Source organism: Flexivirga sp. G2, from assembly GCF_055397625.1.
In genome coordinates this window covers 3810608-3833488 of record NZ_AP039675.1, presented here as the reverse complement: position 1 = coordinate 3833488, position 22881 = coordinate 3810608, and the positions used below count along the sequence as shown (strand labels likewise).

General features: G+C 67.9%; 20 protein-coding genes. 13 read left to right on the top strand and 7 right to left on the bottom strand.

Annotated elements, in window-relative coordinates; genetic code table 11:
- Nucleotides 1–149 precede the first annotated feature (149 nt).
- The 3 genes from ACZ50J_RS18520 to ispF all read left to right on the top strand — a co-directional run bounded on the left by ACZ50J_RS18520 (nt 150) and on the right by ispF (nt 2699).
- Nucleotides 150–632: a CarD family transcriptional regulator gene (locus tag ACZ50J_RS18520; protein WP_325549501.1), complete on the top strand. Its 483-nt coding sequence runs from the start codon at nt 150–152 to the stop codon at nt 630–632.
- A gap of 38 nt (nt 633–670) precedes the next feature.
- Complete coding sequence (gene ispD, locus ACZ50J_RS18515) at nt 671–1948, top strand: 2-C-methyl-D-erythritol 4-phosphate cytidylyltransferase (RefSeq protein WP_464298629.1); 1278 nt, start codon at nt 671–673, stop codon at nt 1946–1948.
- A 271-nt stretch (nt 1949–2219) separates the two neighbouring features.
- A complete protein-coding gene (gene ispF / locus ACZ50J_RS18510; protein WP_464298628.1) occupies nt 2220–2699 on the top strand; it encodes a 2-C-methyl-D-erythritol 2,4-cyclodiphosphate synthase in 480 nt (159 codons plus the stop codon).
- Between the two features lies 1 nt (nt 2700).
- Here ispF and ACZ50J_RS18505 read toward each other — a convergent pair whose 3' ends face one another.
- On the bottom strand, nt 2701–4290 hold the full coding sequence (locus tag ACZ50J_RS18505; RefSeq protein ID WP_464298627.1) for a CehA/McbA family metallohydrolase: 1590 nt from the start codon (nt 4288–4290) through the stop codon (nt 2701–2703).
- A gap of 145 nt (nt 4291–4435) precedes the next feature.
- Between ACZ50J_RS18505 and ACZ50J_RS18500 the strand changes: the two genes are divergently transcribed.
- The 5 genes from ACZ50J_RS18500 (at nt 4436) to ACZ50J_RS18480 (ending at nt 9063) form a co-directional block, all read left to right on the top strand.
- Nucleotides 4436–5272, top strand: coding sequence for a hypothetical protein (locus ACZ50J_RS18500; RefSeq protein WP_464298626.1), 837 nt, complete (start codon nt 4436–4438; stop codon nt 5270–5272).
- A 66-nt stretch (nt 5273–5338) separates the two neighbouring features.
- Nucleotides 5339–5971, top strand: coding sequence for an MBL fold metallo-hydrolase (locus tag ACZ50J_RS18495; RefSeq protein WP_464298625.1), 633 nt, complete (start codon nt 5339–5341; stop codon nt 5969–5971).
- 165 nt (nt 5972–6136) lie between these two features.
- Nucleotides 6137–7564, top strand: coding sequence for a cysteine--tRNA ligase (gene cysS / locus ACZ50J_RS18490; RefSeq protein WP_464298624.1), 1428 nt, complete (start codon nt 6137–6139; stop codon nt 7562–7564).
- 1 nt (nt 7565) lies between these two features.
- Nucleotides 7566–8522: a 23S rRNA (guanosine(2251)-2'-O)-methyltransferase RlmB gene (gene rlmB / locus ACZ50J_RS18485; protein WP_464298623.1), complete on the top strand. Its 957-nt coding sequence runs from the start codon at nt 7566–7568 to the stop codon at nt 8520–8522.
- A gap of 115 nt (nt 8523–8637) precedes the next feature.
- Nucleotides 8638–9063: a TM2 domain-containing protein gene (locus ACZ50J_RS18480; protein WP_464298622.1), complete on the top strand. Its 426-nt coding sequence runs from the start codon at nt 8638–8640 to the stop codon at nt 9061–9063.
- A 108-nt stretch (nt 9064–9171) separates the two neighbouring features.
- Here ACZ50J_RS18480 and ACZ50J_RS18475 read toward each other — a convergent pair whose 3' ends face one another.
- The 4 genes from ACZ50J_RS18475 to ACZ50J_RS18460 form a co-directional block, all read right to left on the bottom strand.
- On the bottom strand, nt 9172–10413 hold the full coding sequence (locus ACZ50J_RS18475; RefSeq protein ID WP_464298621.1) for a DUF4032 domain-containing protein: 1242 nt from the start codon (nt 10411–10413) through the stop codon (nt 9172–9174).
- A 232-nt stretch (nt 10414–10645) separates the two neighbouring features.
- Nucleotides 10646–11761 carry an ABC transporter ATP-binding protein gene (locus ACZ50J_RS18470; protein WP_464298620.1) on the bottom strand — a complete coding sequence of 372 codons (1116 nt, stop codon included), beginning with the start codon at nt 11759–11761 and terminating at the stop codon, nt 10646–10648.
- Between the two features lie 152 nt (nt 11762–11913).
- Nucleotides 11914–12684, bottom strand: coding sequence for a trehalose-phosphatase (otsB, locus tag ACZ50J_RS18465; protein WP_464298619.1), 771 nt, complete (start codon nt 12682–12684; stop codon nt 11914–11916).
- Nucleotides 12681–14087: an alpha,alpha-trehalose-phosphate synthase (UDP-forming) gene (locus tag ACZ50J_RS18460; RefSeq protein WP_464298618.1), complete on the bottom strand. Its 1407-nt coding sequence runs from the start codon at nt 14085–14087 to the stop codon at nt 12681–12683. Before ACZ50J_RS18460 ends, otsB begins: the two co-directional genes overlap by 4 nt.
- 108 nt (nt 14088–14195) lie before the next feature.
- Between ACZ50J_RS18460 and ACZ50J_RS18455 the strand changes: the two genes are divergently transcribed.
- From ACZ50J_RS18455 to ACZ50J_RS18435, 5 genes are all read left to right on the top strand, one after another.
- A complete protein-coding gene (locus ACZ50J_RS18455; protein ID WP_464298617.1) occupies nt 14196–15275 on the top strand; it encodes a hypothetical protein in 1080 nt (359 codons plus the stop codon).
- A 45-nt stretch (nt 15276–15320) separates the two neighbouring features.
- Nucleotides 15321–15746 carry a CBS domain-containing protein gene (locus tag ACZ50J_RS18450; protein ID WP_464298616.1) on the top strand — a complete coding sequence of 142 codons (426 nt, stop codon included), beginning with the start codon at nt 15321–15323 and terminating at the stop codon, nt 15744–15746.
- Nucleotides 15747–15820: 74 nt separating this feature from the next.
- Nucleotides 15821–17638, top strand: coding sequence for a serine/threonine-protein kinase (locus ACZ50J_RS18445; RefSeq protein ID WP_464298615.1), 1818 nt, complete (start codon nt 15821–15823; stop codon nt 17636–17638).
- A 64-nt stretch (nt 17639–17702) separates the two neighbouring features.
- Nucleotides 17703–19205 carry a threonine/serine exporter family protein gene (locus ACZ50J_RS18440; RefSeq protein ID WP_464298614.1) on the top strand — a complete coding sequence of 501 codons (1503 nt, stop codon included), beginning with the start codon at nt 17703–17705 and terminating at the stop codon, nt 19203–19205.
- A 244-nt stretch (nt 19206–19449) separates the two neighbouring features.
- Nucleotides 19450–20190, top strand: a complete 741-nt coding sequence (locus ACZ50J_RS18435; RefSeq protein WP_464298613.1) for a transglycosylase family protein — start codon at nt 19450–19452, stop codon at nt 20188–20190.
- Between the two features lie 164 nt (nt 20191–20354).
- Here the strand turns inward: ACZ50J_RS18435 and ACZ50J_RS18430 are convergent, their stop codons facing one another.
- Nucleotides 20355–21224 (bottom strand): isocitrate lyase/PEP mutase family protein, encoded by an 870-nt coding sequence (locus ACZ50J_RS18430; protein ID WP_464298612.1) that lies wholly within the window; start codon nt 21222–21224, stop codon nt 20355–20357.
- Complete coding sequence (locus ACZ50J_RS18425; RefSeq protein WP_464298611.1) at nt 21224–22723, bottom strand: bifunctional 2-methylcitrate dehydratase/aconitate hydratase; 1500 nt, start codon at nt 22721–22723, stop codon at nt 21224–21226. The genes ACZ50J_RS18430 and ACZ50J_RS18425 overlap by 1 nt, the downstream gene beginning before the upstream one ends.
- Between the last annotated feature and the right edge of the window lie 158 nt (nt 22724–22881).

Sequence of the window (22881 nt, the reverse complement as noted above, 5' to 3'; positions counted from 1 at the left end):
ACGACTATATGACGCGCGCGCGGAGCATGCCCGCTGCGGCTTGTCAAGGTGTCGTGGATGGCCGGTGGAGGGCCGCTGACCTGCGGAAACGTTTATGTGACGCGCGCAACTCGTGATATTCTGGGAGTCGCGAAAGGGGAAAACAACACATGGTTTTCAAGGTCGGCGAGACGGTCGTTTACCCGCATCACGGAGCGGCTCTCATCGAAGAGATCAATGTCCGCAAGATCAAGGGAGAGGACAAGCAGTACCTCGTCCTCAAGGTCGCCCAGGGTGACCTGAAGATCGAAGTCCCCGCCGAAAACTGTGACTTGGTGGGTGTCCGCGACGTCGTCAGCAAGGAAGGCCTCGACCGCGTGTTCGAGGTGCTGCGTGCGGAGCACACCGAGGAGCCGACCAACTGGTCGCGTCGTTACAAGGCGAACCTCGAGAAGCTGGCCTCCGGTGACGTGATCAAGGTGGCCGAGGTCGTCCGCGACCTGTGGCGCCGCGATCAGGACCGCGGCCTGTCCGCCGGCGAGAAGCGCATGCTGGCCAAGGCCCGCCAGATCCTGGTGTCCGAGCTGGCGCTCGCCGAGCACACCAACGAGGACAAGGCCGAGGCCACCCTCGACGAGGTGCTCGCCTCCTGAGCCCGACAACCACCGACAACGCCCACGACGATCTCGTCGTGGGCGTTGTCGTCGTTGCCGCCGGCATGGGCGTGCGGCTGGGCGCCGGTATGCCGAAGGCGCTGGTCAGCGTCGGCGGTCGGACGCTCGTCGAGCACGCCGTGCAGCGGGCCTCACGAGCTGGTCGAGTCATCCAAGCTGGTCGAGTAGGGCGAGCCGCTAGGCGAGCCCGTATCGAGACCTCGTGCCCGATCGTCGTTGTTGTCCCCGAGACTCACCTGGAGCAATTCGAGGCCCTCGTGCCGGAGGCACGCGTCATACCCGGTGGCGCGGAGCGCACCGACTCCGTCGCGGCCGGTCTCGCAGCCCTACCGGCGGAGGTCGACGTCGTGCTGGTCCACGACGCGGCGCGTGCGCTGGCGCCGCCGTCGCTCTTCGCGGCCGTCGCGCAAGCCGTCGCTGACGGTGCCGACGCCGTGGTGCCGGGTCTTCCGGTCACCGACACGATCAAGCAGGTCGCCGAGTCGGGTGCGGTCGTGCACACCCCCGATCGTTCGACGCTGCGAGCCGTGCAGACACCACAGGGATTCCGCCGGTCGGCGCTCGAAGCCGCCCATGCGCGCGGCGGCGCCGCGACCGACGACGCCATGCTCATCGAACAGGCAGGCGGCACCGTGCAGGTGATCGAGGGTGACCCGCTCGCGATGAAGATCACTCTGCCGCCGGACATCGAGGCCGCCGAACGTCTGCTCGCGAAAAGCGGGTTGAGTAGCGGGCCGGAGACAGCGAGGAACGAGCCGGCTCCCGACCGCGTATCGAAACCAGCGAACCCCGTCCTGATCATCCTCGGCGGTCTGCCGGGTGTCGGCAAGACGACGCTGGCACGCGCGCTGGCCCGCCGAATCCCGTTGGCGCACCTACGGGTTGACACGATCGAGGCGACGATGGTGGACATTGGGATGGCCGATCGGATCACCGGGCCGGAGGGGTATGCCGTGGCGTTCCGGGTCGCGGGCGACCAACTCGCCGTCGGTCTGTCCGTCGTCGCCGACACGGTCAACCCGATGCCGGAGACGCGTGACTGGTGGCGGGAGGTCGCTCGGCGGCACGGCGCACGCGTGGTCGAGGTCGAACTCTCCTGTTCCGACCACGGCGAGCATCGGGAGCGAGTGGAGGCCCGGGAGTCCGACATACCCGGGTTGACGGTGCCGACGTGGGAGGCGGTCCAGGATCGCGAATACCATCCGTGGTCGCCGGACCTGCGTCTCGACACCGCCAGCAGCAGCCCGGACGAACTTGCCGACAGCGTGATCGACTGGATGAGGAGTCACGAATGATGGTGTTCATGTCCCTGTCGCTTACGGGGATCGGTGACATGACCGATTGCGTGAGGGGTCACGAATGATGGTGTTCATGTCCCTGTCGCTTACGGGGATCGGTGACATGACCGATTGCGTGAGGGGTCACGAATGATGGTGTTCATGTCCCTGTCGCGTACGGGGATCGGTGACATGACCGATTGCGTGAGGGGTCACGAATGATGGTGTTCATGTCCCTGTCGCGTACGGGGATCGGTGACATGACCGATTGCATGAGGAGTCACGAGTGATGTTGCCGCGTACGGGGATCGGCGTCGATGTCCACGGGTATGCCGACGACGACCGGTCGTTGTGGCTGGCCGGCCTGGAGTGGCCGGGGGAGCGGGGCGTCGAGGGGCACAGCGACGGCGACGTTGCGGCCCACGCCATGTGCGACGCGCTGTTCTCGGCGGCCGGGATCGGTGACCTCGGAGCGCACTTCGGCGTCGATCGGCCCGAACTCGCCGGCGCCTCGGGCGAACGCCTGTTGCAGGAAGCCCGGAAGATCCTGAGCGACAACGGTTTCGAGATCGGCAATGTCGCGGTCCAGGTCATCGCCAACCGGCCGAAGATCGGCAAGCGACGGAGTGAGGCTCAGGCCGCGTTGTCCGCAGCCCTCGGTGGCGTGCCCGTCTCGGTCGCCGGCACCACGACCGAGGGCCTCGGCCTCACCGGTCGCGGTGAGGGGGTCGCGGCGATCGCGACCGCCCTCGTCATACCCGCCGAGTAGCTCAGGACTTCGCGACGTCGAACCAGATCGGGTTGGTGAGAGCGGCCATCGGCCCGAAGCCGAAGCCCGGGTCCATGGTCGTTCCGCCCGCGCCCCCGTCGGCCTTCGGATGCCGGACCTCGGCCCGCACGAAGGCTGCGATCTCGGCCTTCGTCTGCCAGGTGAGGGTGCCGGATCCGCTTGCCGGCAGCACCGATTGGAGCATCTGACCTTCGTCGGTCAGCAGTCGCAGGGTTCCGTTCGGGACGCCGCTGACGGTCAGCTGCACGGTGATTGAGTCGCTGCGCCGCACCGTCACCCGGTCCCCGATGCCGACCTTGTGCCCGCGGGCCGTCGCGGTGAGTGACACGTCGACCGCCGACGATTCGGCGATCCAGGTGCGGCCCGCCTTGACAGCCGCCAGAACCGAATCCCGGCTCAGGCCCTCGGCATACACCACGTTGTGCGGCAGCCCGACGACGTTGCCCGGGCTGTGCGCGTCGCTGTTGCCCATCGCCGGCAGCCAGTCCGTGCTGTGTCCGCGCGCGGCGACCGCGAGGAGGTTCGCCCACGTGGAGACAGCCGCCTCGTCGTCCCAACCCCACGGTCCGGTCCAGACCTCGGTGGCGTCCAGCCCGTCGAAGCCGAACTTCCACTCGGCACCGATCCACGGGCAGTACAGGTGTGCCGAGACGCAGAGCCCGCCGCTGCGATGGACGTCGCGTTGGCGCCGGTCCAACTGGTCGTCGCGCGATCGGTACCGCCAGTCGATCAACTGGCCCGGTTTCACCCCGAGGGCCAGCCAGTGACCGTTCCGGGTCGTGACCTCCTCGCCGGTGATGATCAGCAGGTCGTCACCGGCCAGCGGTCCCCAGACACCGTGCGAGGTGTTGGTGTTGTGATCGGTCGACACCATGAAATCCAGGCCGTTCTGTCGCGCGGCCGCGGCAACCTCCGACGGCTGGTAGCGCCCGTCGGAGTACACGGTGTGCAGGTGACAGTCGCCGCGGTACCAGTCGCGTCCGCGACCGGCAGCAGTGAGCGCCGGGTAGTCGAGCACGTATGCCGGGCCGGCCGGCCCGTGCTCCAGGGTGACGGTGACCGTCCAGTCCATGCCCTGCGGAGCGACCTGGTACGGACCGAGCACGACGTGCCACGTGCCCTTGGTGACCGGGCCCGGCAGGTAACCGGGGGTCGCCGCACTGTTGCTGATGCTGAACTCGGTGCGGAAGCCGCCGGACCAGCCCCGACTTCCGCGGCAGTCAGCGCTGACACCGCGTGTGTCGAAAATGCCGATGTCGCAGGAGTTTCCGGGTGTGCCCGCCGGAACCGTGGGCTTGCTGTAGGTGTAGGAGACCGAGAGTTGACGGACGCCGGCCGGCACCTGCACCGGCACATAGATGAAGTCGGCGGCGCCGGGGTCGAAATGTCCCGTGATCGTCTTGGTCGTCGTGCTTCCGGTGTCGCTCGCGGCGAACGCCGTCGGCGCGACGACCATGCCGGCGCCGAAGCCGGCCGCGGCGAGCAACGTCCTTCGGGCCAGCATGCCGTGGTCGTGATCGGCGTCATCCGTTGTGGCAGAGGCGAATTGGTCGCGGTCAAGGCTCTCCATTCGAGCGACGATGACACAGTCGACGGTGCGGCGGTGGACCGCGACGTGAACCTTGCGCGAAGGAACGGGACGGCATCCGGATTTCACCCATTCGTCGGTTGCCGTCCCCACACGAGCACTTCCTTTCTCGGCAGGCTCTGGCGACATGAAGATCGTCACCGCAACCATGTTCGCGACCGGACTGAGCCTGACCGTGCTCGGCACGACGCCGTCTGCGGCGCACGCCGCCGGAGTCGCGAAGCCGTCATACGAGATCAAGCTCGACCTTGCGACGTCCGCGCTGAGTTCCGGGTCACCGAGCGCCTCCGTGCAGGCTGCCTTCGGTGTCGACGGTGCCGGCCAGCAGCAGAGCTACGAGTATGTCGACACCGATGCGCTGGACCTGGACGGACAGGGGTGGAGCGTCCGGTTGCGCAACAAGCAGGGCGACCCACTGGAACTGGACTACAAGAAGCGGTTCCCCGTCTCCGGTGGTGATGTGAACAGCGCGCTGCAGACGGCCCAGGCAGCTGGATTCGACTCGAGCGACACCAATTACAAGGCGGAGGTGGACTGGGGCTACAGCAAGCAGACCCTGAGCTTCAGCACGGACAAGGATCCGGGCACGAACGTCGACGGGATCGGTATGCCGTCGGCGAAGGACGCGGTGCAGATCGCGGTGAAGCAGGTGCCTGGCAAGCTCGAGGACTGGTCCGCGAACGGTTGGGGGACCGACACGCTGCAGGTGTCCCGCCCGCACGGACCGGTGACGTCCACCGAATGGTCCGGCAGCTATGAGGGAACCGACGCGGCGATCGAGGTGCTCCCGGTCAAGGCGGCCGGTGGGCAACCGGCGCAGACCGTGGTCGAACTGTCGTTCAAGGCACCCGACCTCGCCACGGCACAGCAGGTCCGAACCGATGCCATCGCCGTTGCCGACGCCCACGGCTGGTTGCTGCACGAGGAGGTGTTGAAGACCAACCTGGTGCTGAGCCGCTACTGACCCGGTGTCCTCGTTCGCGCGGTTGCCGATCGTTACGCTGGCGCCACGCGACAACGAGGAGATGCAGTGGGCGACATACGAATCGACAGGGTGGTCACCTCCGGCACGTTCAGTCTCGACGGCGGGACCTGGGACGTCGACAACAACGTCTGGGTCGTCGGTGACGACGCGGAATGCGTGGTGATCGATGCCGCCCACGATGCGTCGGCGATCCACGAGGCGATCGCCGGCAGGCGCCTGACACACATCCTGTGCACGCACGGCCACGACGACCATATCGACGCGGCCCGTGACCTGGTCGCGCTGAACCCGGACGCGACGGTACTGATCCACCCGGCCGACCGGATGCTCTGGGACCGCGAGATCACTGTGCCGCCGGACGGTGACCTGGCGGACGGCCGGCTGATCCCCGTCGGCGGGACGGAGCTGAAAGTGCTGCACACGCCGGGACATTCGCCCGGTGCGTGCTGTTTCCTCCTCGCGGACGAGAAGGTGCTGTTCAGCGGTGACACCCTGTTTCAGGGCGGGCCTGGTGCCACCGGACGGTCGTTCAGCGACTTCGGCACCATCATCCAGTCGATCCGCGACACGTTGCTCACGCTCCCGCCGGACACGGTGGTGCACACCGGCCATGGTGACGACACCTCGATCGGCGACGAGGCGCCGCACCTGCAGGAGTGGATCGACCGGGGTCACTGACGAAGTCTCGAAACGCTTCCCCCGCTACGCTCCTTCGCTGCTCGACCAACGTGTGTGTGGATCGACCGGGCCCTTCGAGACGCTCGCTCGTGCCTCGCGAGCTCCTCAGGGACCCCAGGGTTGCTGGTGGCGAGGGGAGTGCCGAGGGGCCGTTAAACTCGGCGGGTGACTTTGCAGATCTTCGACACCGCTACCGGGACACAGCGTGCCTTCGAGCCGCTGCGCGAGGGACATGTCGGCATCTACATCTGCGGACTCACCACGCAAGGGGCGCCGCACATCGGCCACGTCCGGTTCGCCGTCGCGTTCGACATCCTGCGTCGCTGGCTCACGACCGGCCACGGGTATGACGTGACGCTCGTGCGGAACGTCACCGACATCGACGACAAGATTCTGGCCAAATCCGCGGACCACGACGTTCCGTGGAACCAGTGGTCCTACGACTTCGAGCGGCAGACCAACGACGCGCTCGATCTGTTGGGCGTGCAGCGTCCGAGCTACGAACCGCGTGCGACGGGCCACGTCACCGACATGGTCGAGCTGATCCAGCTGCTCATCGACAAGGGCCACGCCTACCCGGCGGAGGACGGTTCCGGGGACGTCTACTTCGACGTCAAGTCCTGGCCCGAGTACGGCCGGCTGACCCGTCAGCGGATCGACGACATGGAGCCGACGGCCGACGCGGACCCCCGCGGCAAGCGGGACCCGCGCGACTTCGCGCTCTGGAAGGGTGTCAAGGCCGACGAACCGGCGACCGCGTCCTGGCCGACGCCGTGGGGACACGGCCGTCCCGGCTGGCACCTCGAGTGCTCGGCGATGGTCCGTCGCTGGCTCGGCGACAGCTTCGACATACACGGCGGTGGTATCGACCTGCGCTTCCCGCACCACGAGAACGAGCAGGCTCAATCTCGAGCTGCCGGACTGGGTTTCGCGCGCTACTGGATGCACAACGGCTGGGTCACCATCTCCGGCGAGAAGATGAGCAAGTCGCTGGGCAACAGCCTCGCGGTGCTCGAACTCACCAAGACGGTGCGACCGTTGGTGCTGCGCTACTACCTCAGCGCCGTGCACTACCGCTCCACGATCGAATACCAGGCCGGTTCGCTCGACGAGGCCGCTGCCGCCGTCGACCGGATCGAGGGGTTCCTCGGTCGCGCCCTGCCGGCCGGTATGACGGAGGCCGGCGCCATACCCGAGGCGTTCGCTGCGGCGATGGATGACGATCTCAACGTCTCCGGCGCATTGGCCGTCGTGTTCGACCTGATCCGCGAGGGCAACATCGCGCTCGACGAGGGCGATCACGACCGGGCCGGTGAGATCGCCGGACAGGTCATGGCGATGACCGAGGTGCTGGGTGTCAATCCGCTTGCGACACAGTGGAATTCCAGCGACGACGATGCCTGCTCGGACGCTCTCGCAGCGCTGGTGGAGGCGTTGATCGAAGCCCGTGCGCGAGCCCGCAAAGACCGTGACTTCGCGACGGCCGACCAGATTCGTGACCAGTTGACCGCTGCCGGCATCGCGGTGGAGGACTCCGCCGACGGTGCCCGCTGGACGGTCACTGGCAAAACCACAGACAATCCGGAGGACTGACGTGCCTGGAAATTCAAGCCGCCGTGGTGCGGTCCGCAAGGGCAACTCCCGCAAGGGGCCGCAGGTCGGCACGGGTGGTCACAAGCGGCGCTCCCTGGAGGGCAAGGGTCCGACGCCGAAGGCCGGCGATCGCCCGAACCACAAGGCCTACAAGGCAGCTCAGAAATCGGATGCCGGCAAGAAGGCTGCGCCCAAGCGCCCGCAGCGCTCGACCAAACAGTCCGGTGAGCTCATCGTCGGCCGTAACTCGGTGCTCGAGGCGCTGCGGGTCGGCATACCCGCGACCGCGCTGTATGTCGCCGGTCGGATCGACTCCGACGACCGGGTCAAGGAGTCGCTGAAGATCGCCGCCGACCAGGCGATCCCGATCATGGAGGCGCAGCGCCCCGAGCTGGACCGGCTCGCCGACGGCACGCCACACCAGGGGCTGGCCCTGCAGGTCCCGGCATACGACTATGCGCACCCGGACGACCTGCTCAACCCCGAGGCGCCCGGCACTCAGCTGGTCGTCGCGCTCGACGGGATCACCGACCCGCGCAACCTCGGTGCGATCCTGCGCTCGGTCGCCGCCTTCGGCGGCCACGGCGTGATCGTCCCCGAGCGCCGTTCCGCCGGTATGACGGCCGCGGCCTGGAAGACCTCCGCCGGTGCTGCGGCGCGTGTCCCGGTCGCGTTGGCCGGCAACCTCACCCGGACCCTCAACGACTTCCGCAAGGCGGGCTTCTTCGTCATCGGTCTCGACATGGACGGCGACGTCGAATTGCCCGGCCTGAAGCTGGCGACCGAGCCGCTGGTCATCGTCGTGGGGTCGGAGGGCAAGGGCCTGTCGCGACTGGTCAGCGAGACCTGCGACCAGATCGTGTCGGTGCCGATGAGCTCGTCCGTCGAGTCCCTCAATGCCGGCATCGCGGCGTCCGTCACGCTCTACGAGGTGGCCCGGCTCCGCGCCCAGGCCTGACCCGATCCCGCTCGCCGACTGGTCCGGGAGGCGGTCGCCGGCTGGATGGAACCTGGGGTCGTTCCGCGCTGTCTGACGTATGGTTTCGGCACGGCGCGACGAACGAGAGCAGGACATGAGCAACTACTACGGGCATGACGGTTACGGAGGGCAGCCGCAGTACGCCGCGGCCGGTGGCGAACCGGCCTTCTTCATTCTGACTATGGGTCAGGAACAAGGCCCGGTGCCGTACTCGCAGCTCGCGCAGATGGCAGCAGCCGGCGTGGTGAACGGTGATACGCCGATCCGTGACGCGAGCAACGGTGTAGTGCTGCAGGCCAAGCAGGTCCCCGGCGTCTTTTCCAGCAAGGACTGGATGACCGCGGTGCTGCTGTCCTTCTTCCTCGGTGGGTTCGGGGTGGACCGGTTCTACCTCGGTCAGGTCGGCCTGGGCATTCTCAAGCTTGTGACGTTGGGCGCCTGTGGCGTCTGGTCGCTCATCGACTTCATCATGTTGCTGATGCGCAAGATCAACGACGCCGACGGCAAGCCATTGGCGTAGCGCTCCTTGGATCGACTGCACTCTCGCAGCCCAGCGCCTCCGTGGCATGTGGGACGGGCGGAGCGGGGGAGAACTTCGAGGGGCTCGGCCGCAGTCGACCGGCAGGTGTCACCGGTCGGCGCGGACCGGCATCTCCTTGGTGTCGACGCCGACGACGGTGCTGTCGTCCGGCTTGTCCGGGAGCACGGTCGCGATGTAGTCGCGCGCGGCCTCCTCGATCGGGAAATCCCGGTGCGCCGCCTCGGACATGTACCACCGGTGCTCCAGCACCTCGTGGAACAGCTCGGCGGGTTCGATCTTGCGACGCATCTCCGGCGGCGCGGTGCGGGTGACCGGTTCGTAGATCTGCATCAGCCAGTCGTGCGCGACGAGCTCCTCGTCGTCGTTCTGGCGGTCGTGCGCGGCGCGATAGGAGTCGAGATCGTTGAGCAGCCGGCGGGCCTGGTTGTCCTCGACATCGAGCCCGGTCAGTCTCAACAGTCGACGCGAATGATGCCCGGCATCAACGATTTTCGGCTGGATCTGGATGGTAGCGCCGTCGAAGTCGGTGGTGATGTCGAGCTCGCCGACATCGAAGCCCAGTGAGTTGAGGCGGCGGATCCGCTCGTCCACGCGCCAGCGCTCGCCGACGTCGAACCGCTCGACCGCGGTGAGTTCCTTCCACAGGATCTGGTAGCGCTCGATGATGCGGTCGGACACCTCGACCGGGTCGTAGTCCTCGCTGAGGAAGCCGCCGGCCTGCAGGTCCATCAGCTCACCGGCGATGTTGACGCGTGCGATGTCGAGGTCGTGCTCGCGTTGGCCGTCGGTCAGCGAGGCGTGCAGCTCGCCGGTCTCGGCGTCCACCAGGTATGCCGCGAACTCGCCGGCGCTCCGCTTGAAGAGCGTGTTGGACAACGACACGTCGCCCCACCAGAAGCCGATGAGGTGCAGCCGGACCAGGAGCACGGCGAGTGCATCGATCAGCCGGGCAGCCGTCTCCGGGCGCAGGCTCTGACTGAGCATTGCGCGGTAGGGGAGCGAGAACTGCAGGTGCCGGGTGAGTAGGCATGCGTCCAGCGGCTCGCCCTCCTTGGTGAGGCGCCCGCGTACCACACCGACCGGCTCGACGGCGGGCTGCCCGAGACGCCGCAGCATCCGTAGCATGTTGTATTCACGCGTGGCGATGTCGGCCTTGATCTCCTTGACCGCCACCACACGTCCCTCGACCCGCACGAAGCGGACGATGTGCCGCGAGATACCGCGCGGCAGCGCTGCCAGTCGTTCCTCCGGCCAGTTCTCCAGCGGCTGCCGCCAGGGGAGATCAAGCAGCGCCGGCCAGGGACGGGCCGTGGTCATGTCGAGTGCCACATCCCCATTGTGCTTCACCCCACGAAGTTTCTCCCCCCGCTGCCCTGCACCCAACGAAGTTCTCCGCTCGTTCCTCGCTCCGATACTTCGCCGGAGCCCGCAGCCTCCGAATACTTCGCGGGGGCCCCGAATTCGGTGCCACTGCAATTTCGAGTACGTGGGAATGCGGAAGGCGGCATACACCCAGTGGATGTATGCCGCCTTCGACGCCGGGGCTGGTCCGCCCTACAAGTCAGGACTCGAGGCGCTCGCCGGTCTTGGGGTGGAACAGGTGCAGGTGGTCACCCTCGCCCTTAGGCGCGAAGTGGACGACCTGACCCTTGTCCGGGACCTGGCGACCATCGACACGGGCGACGATCTGCTTCTCGTCGTCCCGGCCGCCGAGCTGCTTCTCGCCCGGCTGCTCACCGATCGTGGTGCGACCGTAGATGTAGGCGTCCGCACCGAGCTCCTCGACCACGTCGATCTCGACCGGGATGCCGCCCTCGGTCGTGGGCACGAGGTCCTCGGGGCGGATGCCGACGGTGACCGTGGTCTCGGTCTTGGCCAGCTTCGCGCGGTCGACGGGGTGGACGATCGAGCCGAGCTTGACGCCGGCGTCGGTGACGGGCACCTCGAGCAGGTTCATCGCGGGCGAGCCGATGAAGCCGGCCACGAAGACGTTGTTCGGGTGGTCGTACATCCGGCGCGGGGTGTCCAACTGCTGCAGGATGCCGTCCTTCAGCACGGCGACCCGGTCGCCCATCGTCATGGCCTCGACCTGGTCGTGCGTGACGTAGACGGTCGTGACGCCGAGCCGACGCTGCAGTGAGGCGATCTGGGTGCGCGTCTGGACGCGCAGCTTGGCGTCCAGGTTCGACAGCGGCTCGTCCATCAGGAACACCTGCGGGGAGCGGACGATCGCGCGACCCATGGCGACACGCTGCCGCTGACCACCGGAGAGCGCCTTCGGCTTCCGATCGAGGTACTGCTCGAGGTCGAGGATCTTCGCGGCTTCCTCGACCCGGCTGCGGATCTCGGTCTTCGGCACGCCCGCGATCTTGAGCGCGAAGCCCATGTTGTCGGCGACCGACATGTGCGGGTAGAGCGCGTAGTTCTGGAAGACCATGGCGACGTCGCGGTCCTTGGGCGACAGGTTGGTGACGTCACGGTCACCGATCAGGATGCGGCCCTCGTTGACTTCCTCGAGTCCGGCGAGCATGCGCAACGCGGTGGACTTTCCGGAACCGGACGGGCCGACGAGGACGAGGAACTCGCCGTCCTGGATGTCGATGTTGAGCTTGTCCACCGATGCGGTGTCAGCTCCGGGATAGACCCGGGTGGCGCTGTCGTAGGTGACTGTGGCCATGGTGATGCAACTCCTTCACCGGCAGGAACGTGCCGGACGATCCGTTGTGAATGGATGCCGCGCCTGTCCCGCACTACACGGGTGTGACGCCAGCCACACTGTAACCGGCCCGCGGAAGTGACGGGCGAGTACGTCCGAATCAACCGCTCGAGTCAGCCGCGCCGTGCCGTGCGTAGCGTCTCGAGGATCGGCAGCACTTCGGGTGGCGCGTCGATCCGGAAGGCGGCGGCCGTATCACCGGCGCCGACCTTGATCGAGACGTTGTGCGGGTCGTCGGCCAGGGCCACGAACGCGCGCTCATCCGTGACGTCGTCGCCCAGGTAGAGGCTGGCGGCGGTGCCGAATGCGGTTGCCAGCGCTTGCAATGCACTGCCCTTGGTGACCGACAGCGCGCTCAGTTCGACGATCTGTTTGCCGTTCATCACGTCGACGCCCGGTATGTCGATCCCCAGCGCCGCACCGGTCGCTGCAGCAGCGATGTCGGCCGCGACGTTTCGGGTGTGCAGGACGACGCCGGCGGGTTTGTACTCGACGCGCGTCGGTGGATGGGCCGCGGCGACCGACTCCAGAGCGGTCGTCGCCTGCGCCAGTCGGTCGCGGGCTGCCTCGTCGAAGGTGAGGTCCAGCGGCAGGTCGCGGTCCGGCTCTGCTCCGTGGGAACCCACCAGCGCGATGGCGTCGCCGGCGGTCACACCGGTCAGCGCCTGGAGTGCCGCCAGATGCCGTCCGGACACGATCGCGACGAAAACGTCCGGCAGTGCGGAGAGTTCGTGCAGCAACTCCATCGACCCGGCGATCGGTCGCGAGGCCGACGGGTCCTCGACGAGCGGCGCCAGCACGCCGTCGAAGTCGGTGGCGACCAGAATCGGACCGACCCGGGCGAACGCCACGAGAGCGTCCTGCAGTTCTGGGCTGAGTGTCACGGCTGCCCCGGCGCGACCGCGAGGTTGCTGAGGAAGCGCTCGGCCCAGTGCTGGACGTCATGGCGCAGCACCTGCCGATGCATCGCGCGCATCCGGCGTTGGCGTTCCTCGAGCGGCGCCTCGATCGCCCGGATGATCGTCCGTTTGGTGCGCGCGATGTCGTGCGGGTTGCACAGGTAGGACTGCTTGAGTTCGGTTGCGGCGCCGGTGAATTCGCTCAGCACCAAGGCACCGTCATGATCGTGTGAGGCGACGTATTCCTTGGCGACGAGGTTCATCCCGTCGCGCAGGGGAGTGACCAGCATGACGTCTGCGGCAACGAACATCGCCGCCATCTCCTCGCGCGGGAAGGACCGGTGCAGGTAAGTGACCGGGGGAGCCCCGAAGTCGGAGTGCTCGCCGTTGATCCGACCGACGGTCTGCTCCACCTCGCTCTTGATGTGCTGATAGGCCTCCAACCGCTCGCGACTCGGCGTCGCGACCTGGATGAACTTGGTGCGGGTCCCGTCCAGGGTGCCCTCGCGGTACATCTCCTCCAACGCCTTCAAGCGATGCCGGATGCCCTTGGTGTAGTCGAGCCGGTCGACGCCCAGCAGCAGTTTCTCCGGGTTGCCGAGCTGTTCGCGGATCTCCGCCGCGCGGGCCTGCACCTGCGGTGTCGCGGCCAGCTTGGCCATCCCGCGGGTGTCGATGGAGATGGGCACGGCGGCGGCGCGGCATACGTGCCCGTCGGCGGTCTGGACCACGTCGGAGCGTACGGAGACATCGTCCCCGAGCAGTTGCCGACAGGCGCGCAGGAAGTTCTGAGCGTCCGTACGGCGTTGGAAACCAAGGAAATCGGCACCGAGGAGGCCATGCAACAGGGCGTCACGTGCCGGCAGCTGCATGAACAGCTCGACCGGCGGGAAGGGGATGTGGTTGAACCAGCCGATCCGGACGTCGGGCCGCAACTCGCGCAGGAACTGCGGCACGAGCTGCAACTGGTAGTCATGCACCCAGACCGTGGCGTTGGTGGCCGCGAGGTCGGCAGCGACCTCGGCGAACCTCCGGTTGACCTTCTCGTATGCCGCCTGCCACCGCCGTCGGAACGTGGGCGGCACGATGACGTCGTGGTAGAGCGGCCAGAGCGATCCATTGCTGAATCCCTCGTAGTAGTCGGTGATCTCGTCCGCGCTGAGTGCGATCGGATGCAGCGACATGTCGTCCTGCTCGAAGGCGGCCGGTGCCTTGCCGGGCACGCCCGACCAGCCGATCCACGCCCCGTCGCGGCCGCTCATCACCGACTCCATCGCGGTCACCAGGCCGCCCGGGCTGCGTCGCCATACGGACCGGTTGCCTTCGCGGACCCGGTCGACAGGGAGTCGGTTGGCGGCGATCACCAGGTCGAATTTGTCCTGCGGCAACGGGCACAACCCTTCGAATCGGATGTGGCACGGCGACTCCGTGGAGGCTGCGACGCCTCACTGCGACCGAGTATGCCGGATGGTCGCCCTGCGGTAGCGTCCGGCCGTATGAGCAGGGGAGTGCTGAGTCTTGTCGCTGTCGGCGCGCTGGTTCTGGCGACCGCCGGCTGCGGAGGTTCGTCCGGCGGGAGTCGCGTCGGGGGCGGCATACCGGCGAGTGAGTTGAAGGACGCACTCCAACTCGTGCCCGCGAAGTTCGACTCCGTGCGCTTCACCGACCAGCAACGCGGCCTGAAGGAGCTGGGCTTCCCGGACGCCACCGGAAAGATGGTCGACGACAGGGCCAAGATGGCGAGCTACAGCAAGAAGTCCGCCGACTCGTCATACGCCGTGGACCTTGCGTCGTGGATCTACCCCATGCAGAGCTGGGGCTGGAACGCGCTCGACGTCCAGTGGGAGGCAGCCGCAAGCGGCGTGAGCACACCTCCGATGACCATCGACAAGATGCGACCCGGACTCGACATGCAGGTCGTCATCGACTCGCTGACCAAGCGGGGCTATCAGCGATCCGGTTCCAAGGACGCGCCACACTTCAAGCTGCCGCGCGGCAAGATGACTTCCGCCGACACGGTGATCCCGCTCGCTCTGGGCGTCACGGTCGTCCCCGGAAGACACCTGGTGGTCATGACCGGTGACGCCACAGCCGTGGCGACCGGATCCGGATCCTTCGCAACCAAGTCGGTGGTGCGAACGGTGGCGCAGGACGCGGCAGATGCCGGAGTCGTCACGATCGCCACCGGTAAGTCTGCATGCGCGAACCCGCGTGCAGCTTCGCCCGCGAGCATGCGTGTCGTGCATCCGGACCGGCTCAAGAAGGTTCAGGGCTGGGCGGCTGCGGAGACCGACACGCTCGCAGGTCACGTGACCGTCGCCTATCCGAACGAGACGACAGCGTCCGCGGACAAGAACGCCCGATCGAGCCTCATCGCATCAGGAACGGACCCGACCCAAGCCCGCCCGTACCGGGACCTGTTCACGGCGCGCGTTGCCGAACACGGCAACACACTGGCCTATTCGCTCAAGTTCACGCGACCTGCACTCTTGCTCCGTATGACGCAGCAGGCCGACACGCCGTGGGCCTTCTGCCCCGGATCCTCCGGCGGAGCCGCTGACACGCCGACCTCGTAGTCGTCGGTCATGGCCACAGGCGTCCCAGGGGCGTTACCGTGGAACATGCGCATCCAAGAGCTGCTCAAGGGCAAGGGATCGGACGTCGTGACGGTCACCTCGGACACGACGATCGGCGATCTGGTGCAGACCCTCGCCGACCACCGCATCGGTGCCGTGGTGGTCGTGGACGACGGAGCGATCACCGGCATCGTCAGCGAACGTGACGTCGTGCGGGCACTGCCAGCGGGCGCCGACGGCCTGCTCGAGCGTCCCGTGTCCAGCCTGATGACCAGCGAGGTCATCACCTGCACGCCGGGCGACGAGGTGAGTTCGCTCGCCGCATCGATGACCGAGCACCGATTCCGCCACCTCCCGGTCATGCAGGGCGACGAGCTGGTCGGCATCGTCAGCATCGGTGACATCGTGAAGTTCCGGCTGGAGGAGCTGCAGGGCGAGCGTGACCAGCTGGAGTCCTACATCACCTCTTGATCGGGACGACGTGGTTTTCGCCACGTCGTGAAGCGTCCGCGGCGACTCGTTCGTTGTCGCATACCGTGGACCACATGACTGCAGAACGTCGCTCGACCTCCGGCCCGTCCGGGGTGGGCGGCACGCACCGGCTGCCGGTGATCCAGGGTGCCGACGACAGCGACCGGCGCGCCGACCAGGACCGGATCGGTGACTACGAGCTGATCCGCAAGATCGGCGAGGGCGGCATGGGTGTCGTCTACAAGGCGCTCGACGCCGACGGGCAGGCCGTCGCCGTGAAGGTGCTGCGGGCTCACATCGCCCACGACCAGGGCGCCCGCGAGCGGCTGCGCCGCGAGGTCAGCACGCTGGTGCGGGTGAAGTCCCCGCATGTCGCGTCGTTCCTCGACGCCGATGTCGACGGCGACAACCCTTATCTGGTCACCAGTTTCGTGCCGGGAGCCGCGCTCGACCAAGTGGTCGAGGACGACGGCCCGTTCGGCGCGGCCCGGTTGGCGCGGCTCGGCCGTGGACTGGCGGACGCGCTGGGCGCCATACATCGTGCGGGCATCGTGCACCGCGACCTCAAACCGGGCAACGTGCTGATGGTCGGCGATGACCCGGTGCTGATCGACTTCGGCATCGCGCACGTGGCGGACGACTCCCGCCTCACCTCGACCGGCCTCGTCATGGGCACGCCCGGTTACTTGTCCCCGGAGATCGTCGAGGGCGAGGCCGTCAGCCAGGCGACCGACTGGTGGGGCTGGGCCGCCACGCTCGCGTATGCCGCCAGCGGTCGCTCGCCCTTCGGTCGTGGCCCGATGCCGGTCGTGCTGGATCGGGTATGCCGCGGCGAGTACGACCTCAGCGGCGTCGACTCCCGGTTGCGGCCGTTGCTGGAAGCTGCGCTCGACCCCGACGCGACCCGGCGGCCTGATGCGCAGGAAGTGCTGACCGCGCTGGACATCTTCGCCGGCGGAGGCGACACCGGGGAGATTCCGGTGATCGCGCACCGTCGGCCACCCGCCGACCGCCGCACGCCGGTGACACAACGCTTCGGCAACGGCGCGACCCCCGACCCGACCGAGCGTTTCGGTCATCCCGCGGCACCGGTCTCGCGGCCCGACCCGACGGAACGGTTCGGTCCCGCACCGGGCGGCCACGTCGTCCGGCCGGCCGACCGCTCTGTCGATCGTTCCGCGGGCCGGTCCGCAGATCGGTCCGCAGAGCGAGCTGACCGGCCGGTGCCGTCGGTGGCGCCCGGCCGGTTCGTGCCGCCGCCCGACCCGCGCATCGGCCAGGCCTCTCGGACCGGCACGCTGGCCGCGCTCGCGGCCGCGCTCGCCGGTATCAGCGCGGTGCTGCCGACGGTCGGGATCACCCTGCTGGTGCTCTGGGCCATCGCTGCCCGCTGGTGCGACAAGACGATCACCTCGATGGTGCTGCGCCGCTACAGTTCCGGGCCGCGCAAGTCCGACACCTTCGTGGCGGCGATCACCTCGCCCTGGCACGGTGTGGTCGCCGCGCTGGCGACCCTGCTGACGGTCCTGATCCCGGCATTCGTCGGCGGCTGCACCGCGGCCGCCGTCGCGCTCATCTATTCGATGGTCGAGAACGACTCCGTCTATGTCGGGCGGCCGCTGCCGCTCGGCGTCGGCGTGCTCATCGGCACGCTGGTGATGTGGTGGGGCCCGGGCGGCATACCACTGCGACGTGGGTCGCGCAGCATCGTGCGTGGCGTCGTGCGCGGGCAGCAGCTGACCCAACTCATCGTCGGGTTGTGCGTCGTGATCGGTGTGCTGGGTGCGGTGTTCGCGCTCACCCACCTGTCGTCCGGCGCCACCTGGTGGCCGATCCCCGGCGATTCGAGCCTGAAACTGCAGCTCGCGCTGGCGCGTCCCGTCGGTCACTGATCCGGTACAGCTGATCCTCAGCCGGTGCTTACCGCACGCCGGGTGACGGTCCTACCCTGATCCGATGGACGAGGTGCAGGACACTGACCCGGGTGGGATGCCCATGTCCGGCCGGCTGCGCTTCCTGCAGGGAGAGCCGGTCACGGAGCCGATGCCGATCGTGGACTCGCTGCGGCACACGCCATACCGGGATCCGCGCACTATGGAGGCGCCCGAGCAGGAGGCCAGCGTCCGTGGTGCGCTGGAGTTGGCGGTGCGGGTCGGTGAGCTTCTGCTGCGCTGTGGCGCGGGCACCCGGGACGTCGAGGCCGCCGTGGTCGCGGTTGCCGCCGCTGCCGGGCTGCGTCGTCTCGAGGTCGACATCACCAATCAGTCGCTGCTGGTCCAGGCGCCGACCCCGGCCGGCGTGCCGGTCACACTGCTGCGGGTCGTGCGTTCCAACACCCGCGACTTCGCCCGACTGACCGCCGTACACGGGCTCGTCGAGGAACTGGTGTCCGGCGGCATCGACGACGTCGACGCCGCGACCCGCCGACTGCGTCGCATCCAGCGCAAGTCCCGGCTCTACCCGCGCTGGTTGGTCGGCGTCGGGTATGCCGGGCTGGCCGGCTCGGTGTGTGCGCTGCTCGGCGGTCACCTGATGGCCATCGTCGTGTCGGTCATCTCCGCGCTGTTGGTCGACCGGATCGGACGCTGGCTGGGCAAGCGCGCCGTACCGTCCTTCTACGCGGCCGCCGCCGGCAGCGCGGTGTCGGTCGTGCTCGCGTGGTCGGGCTTCGTGGTCGGCGCACACCATTGGCTCGGTTCGGACATGTCCAAACCCGACTTCGCGTATGCCGTCGCGGCGGGCATCGTCGTGTTGCTGCCCGGCCGCGCGATGGCCTCGGCGGTGGAGGACGCGATCACCGGCTATCCGGTGACCGGTGCCGGGCGGCTGCTCACCGTCTTCCTGTCGACGGCGGGCATCATCGTCGGCATCGCTGCCGGGCTGTCGTTCACCCTGCGCCTGGACAAGGCGCTGGACCTGGACCTCACGGCGCCCCACGCACTTGCCTTCGGCGATCAGACCACCACGTTGTGGGTGCGGGTGATCTGTGGCGGGATCGGTGCCACCTGCAGTGCGGTGACCGCCCGGGTGCTGCCACGACACCTGCTGCCGGCCGGTCTGCTCGGGGCGGTCGGCCTGTTCCTGTCCGGTGGATTGTCGAGTTCGCTGGGGCTGGGCGGGTTCCGACTCGGTGCGACCACGGCCATCGCGGTGGCGGCCATCGTCATCGGCATCCTCGGTCGCCTCATCGGGCTCCGGCTCGGCGCTCCGGCGCTCGTCCTGGTGGTGCCCGCGGTGTCACCGCTGTTGCCGGGTCTGCGGATCTTCCGTGGCATGTATGACGCGGTGTCCGGCAGCATCATCGGCACGTCCGTGACCACCCAGGCCAACGCGCTGAGCACGCTGATGGGTGCCGCCGCAGTGGCGCTGGCGATCAGCACCGGCGTGGTGATGGGCGACGTCATGTCGGCTCCGCTGGACCGCAAGGCGCTGCGCCGCCGGCGCGTCCGCCGGCGCTGAGTTCCGCAACGAATTTTCCGGCGTGGTCCGGCACGGTGTGTATGGCCCGGCCGGGTCGCGGATTCACGGTGAGCGCTGGGAACTACACGGATGTAATTTTACCTTTCCGCTCCGCGTGTCGGCTTGAACTTTGCTCACGAGTCACACTCACATCTTGTGTCACATGCGTCAATCCCGTAACGTGCGGGGCGCTTCAAGGCACCGATCCCGGCGCGAGTCGGGTTCGTCAGGAAAGGACATCACCTTGCCGTACACACCGCGTCACAAGACGGATCGCCCGTCTGTCGCCGGACGCCGCGCCATGGGCGCCGTGATGGCTTCGGCCACCACCGTCGGCGCCGGGCTGGCTGCTGCCGCGCACGCCAAGGCGGCTACCCCCTGGAACGTCTGGGACCGCGTGGCGACCTGCGAGTCGGGCAACAACTGGTCGATCAACACCGGCAACGGCTTCTCCGGAGGCTTGCAGTTCACCCAGTCCACCTGGCAGGCGTTCGGCGGCGGCCGCTTCGCCTCCAGTGCGCAGTACGCCACGCGCGATCAGCAGATATACGTCGCACAGGCGACCCTGCGTGTGCAGGGACCCGGTGCGTGGCCGGTCTGCTCCAAGAAGGCAGGACTCACCCGCGCCAACGGCCTTGCCGTGCAAGTGAATCCGGGCTCGCGGCCCACCCCGAAGCCGACACCGACGCCGCCCTCCCGCGGTGGCGGCCATCGTGCACTGGTCCTCGACGGGATCGTGGGTCCGCTCACCACCGCTTCGACCCAACACTGGCTGGGCGTGCGACAGGACGGCGCCAACCACCTGACCCGCAGCACCGTCATCGCGTTGCAGGCCCGGCTCGGCGTCTACCGTGACGGCGTCATCGGCCCGGTCACCACGCGTGCGGTGCAGCGGTACCTCGGTGTCCCGCAGGACGGTGCCTCGCACCTCAACGGCCGCACGGTCGTCGCCCTGCAGAGCTTGCTGAACTCGAAGGGCATGTGACGCGAACCGGGACCCTTCTCCTCTCTGGCGACAGTGACGGGCCAAGGCAACCGGACCGCGCGATACGGGGACGCCCGCGAGACGACGACCAAGACGGCGGTGGCCCGGAACGAACGAGTTCGTTCCGGGCCACCGCCGTCTTGCGAGGAGTCGAAGCAGCAGGTTCAGCTGCTGTACCGGTCGTTGAGGGAGTCCCACATCGGCTTGTCCACCAGGCGCTGCCGCTCGGCGAAGCCGACCACGAGGTTGTCCTCCTCAGTGACCCGGCCGCGATCGCGCAGCGCGGTGAGGGCGTTCTGCATGCCGAAGACGGCACCCTGCAACGCCGCGTTGGCGTAGAGGACGATGCCGTAGCCGGCCTCGGCGAGTTCGGGTGCGGACACCATCGGTGTCTTGCCACCGATGACCAGGTTCGCCAGCAGCGGCTGCTCGACCATCGACGGCAGGTTGAGCACCTGCTCGCGGTCGGTGAGCGCCTCGACGAAGAGGATGTCCGCGCCGGCCTCGCCGAAGGCGCGGGCCCGCTCGACCGCGGCCTCGAAGCCATGGACGGCGGCCGCGTCGGTGCGCGCCATGATCAGCAGGTTCTCGTCGGTGCGAGCGTCGACGGCCGCCTTGATCTTGTTGACCGCCTCGTCCGTGCCGATGACCGACTTGCCCTCGAAGTGACCGCAGCGCTTCGGGCTGACCTGGTCCTCGAACTGGATGCAGTCCGCGCCGGCCCGCTCCAGCACGCGCACCGTATGGCGCACGTTGAGCGCGTTGCCGAAACCGGTGTCGGCGTCGACCAGCAGCGGCAGGTCGACCGCGTCCCGGATGCGCGCGGTGTGGTCCGCGATCTCCGCCAGGCCCATGAAGCCCTGGTCCGGCAGGCCGAGCGACATGTTGGTCACCCCGGCGCCCGTCACGTATGACGCCCGGTAGCCCAGGTCCTGAATCACCTTGGCGGACAACGGATTGAACGATCCGGGCACGACCACACCGGAGCGCTCGTCGACGAGCGCGCGCAGCTGCTGCTTGGTGGACGCCTGCATCACTGGTCCTTCTTCCCGAAGTCGTTGTCCGCGGTCACGAACAGGTCGACATACTCGTGGACCGGCGTGGCCGCGAGCTTGGCCTGGTCGAGGGACACCTCGGCGATCTGCTGCTGGCGCGACTCGTCGAAGCGACGGGCCAGGTTGCGACGGAACTTCGCCTCGAGCAGCGGGAGGCCCTCCTCGCGGCGGCGGCGGTGGCCGATCGGGTACTCCACGACCTCCTCGTCCAGGGATGTGCCGTCGGTGAACTTCACGGTCAGCGCGTTGGCGATGCTGCGCTTCTCCGGGTCGTGGTAGTCCGTGGTGAACTGCGGGTCCTCGACACAGTGGATCTTGGCGCGCAGCGCGTCGATCCGCGGGTCAGCGGCCACGTCGTCCTCGTAGTCCGCGGCTGTGAGGCGGCCGAAGATCAGCGGCACGGCGACCATGTACTGGATGCAGTGGTCGCGGTCGGCCGGGTTGTTCAGGGGGCCCTGCTTGTCGATGATCCGGATGCACGCCTCGTGGGTGCGGATGGTCACCTCGTCGATGTCGTCGATCGTCTTGCCGGCGGCCTCGATCCGGTCCTTCAGTGTGTGCGCCGCCTCGACGGCGGTCTGGCTGTGGAACTCGGCCGGGTAGCTGATCTTGAAGAGGACGTTCTCGGCGACATACGAGCCGTACTGCCGCTGGAAGGTGAACGGCTTGCCACCGAAGCTGACGTCGTAAAAACCCCAGGTCGGCGCGGTCAGCACGGTCGGGTAGCCCATCTCACCGGTCTGCGCGATCAGCGCGAGCTTCACGGCGCGGCTGCAGGCGTCACCCGCGGCCCAGCTCTTGCGGCTGCCCGCGTTGGGTGCGTGGCGGTAGGTGCGCAGCGACTGGCCGTCGACGAACGCCAGCGACACCGCGGCGAGCGTCTGCTCGCGGGTCAGTCCGAGCAGCGTGGACACGACGGCGGTGCTGGCGACCTTCACCAGGATGACGTGGTCGAGGCCGACCGCGTTGAAGGAGTTCTCGAGGGCGATGACGCCCTGGATCTCGTGCGCCTTGACGACGCCCTCGATGACCGCCTGCATGGTCAGCGGCTCCTCGCCGCGGGCGACGCGCTCGCGGGAGATCCAGTCGGCGACGGTGAGGATTGCGCCCGAGTTGTCGCTCGGGTGCCCCCATTCGGCAGCGAGCCAGGTGTCGTTGAAGTCGAGCCAGCGGACCAGCGCGCCGTTGTCGAATGCGGCCTGCACCGGGTCGAGGACGTAGTTGGTGCCGATGACTCGGGCGCCGTTCGGGACGGTCGTGCCGGCAACGATCGGGCCGAGCAGCTTTGTCGCTGCGGGGTATTCGAGCGCTTCGAGGCCGCAGCCGAGCGCGTCGATGAGGATGTTTCGTGCGGTGGTCAGCGCGAGCTCGGAGTCGATCTGGTAATCGCGGACATAGTCGACGATGTCGACGAGGATGTCGTCCCAGGCGCGGCCGCCGGTCGCGGATTTGGTGGGTGTGCTGTCAGTGCTGGACAAGGTATGTCGCCAATCGGTCGGAGTGGGTTGAGGAGAAGCAGGTCGAGTGCCGGGGGAGCGCAGCGGTGGAGGCGCATCGCGACCTCCCGGGACACCCCTTTGCCGAATGACGGCTTCTTCGCCGAGTGACGGCGCTATAGGACCGTCACCCGGCGAGA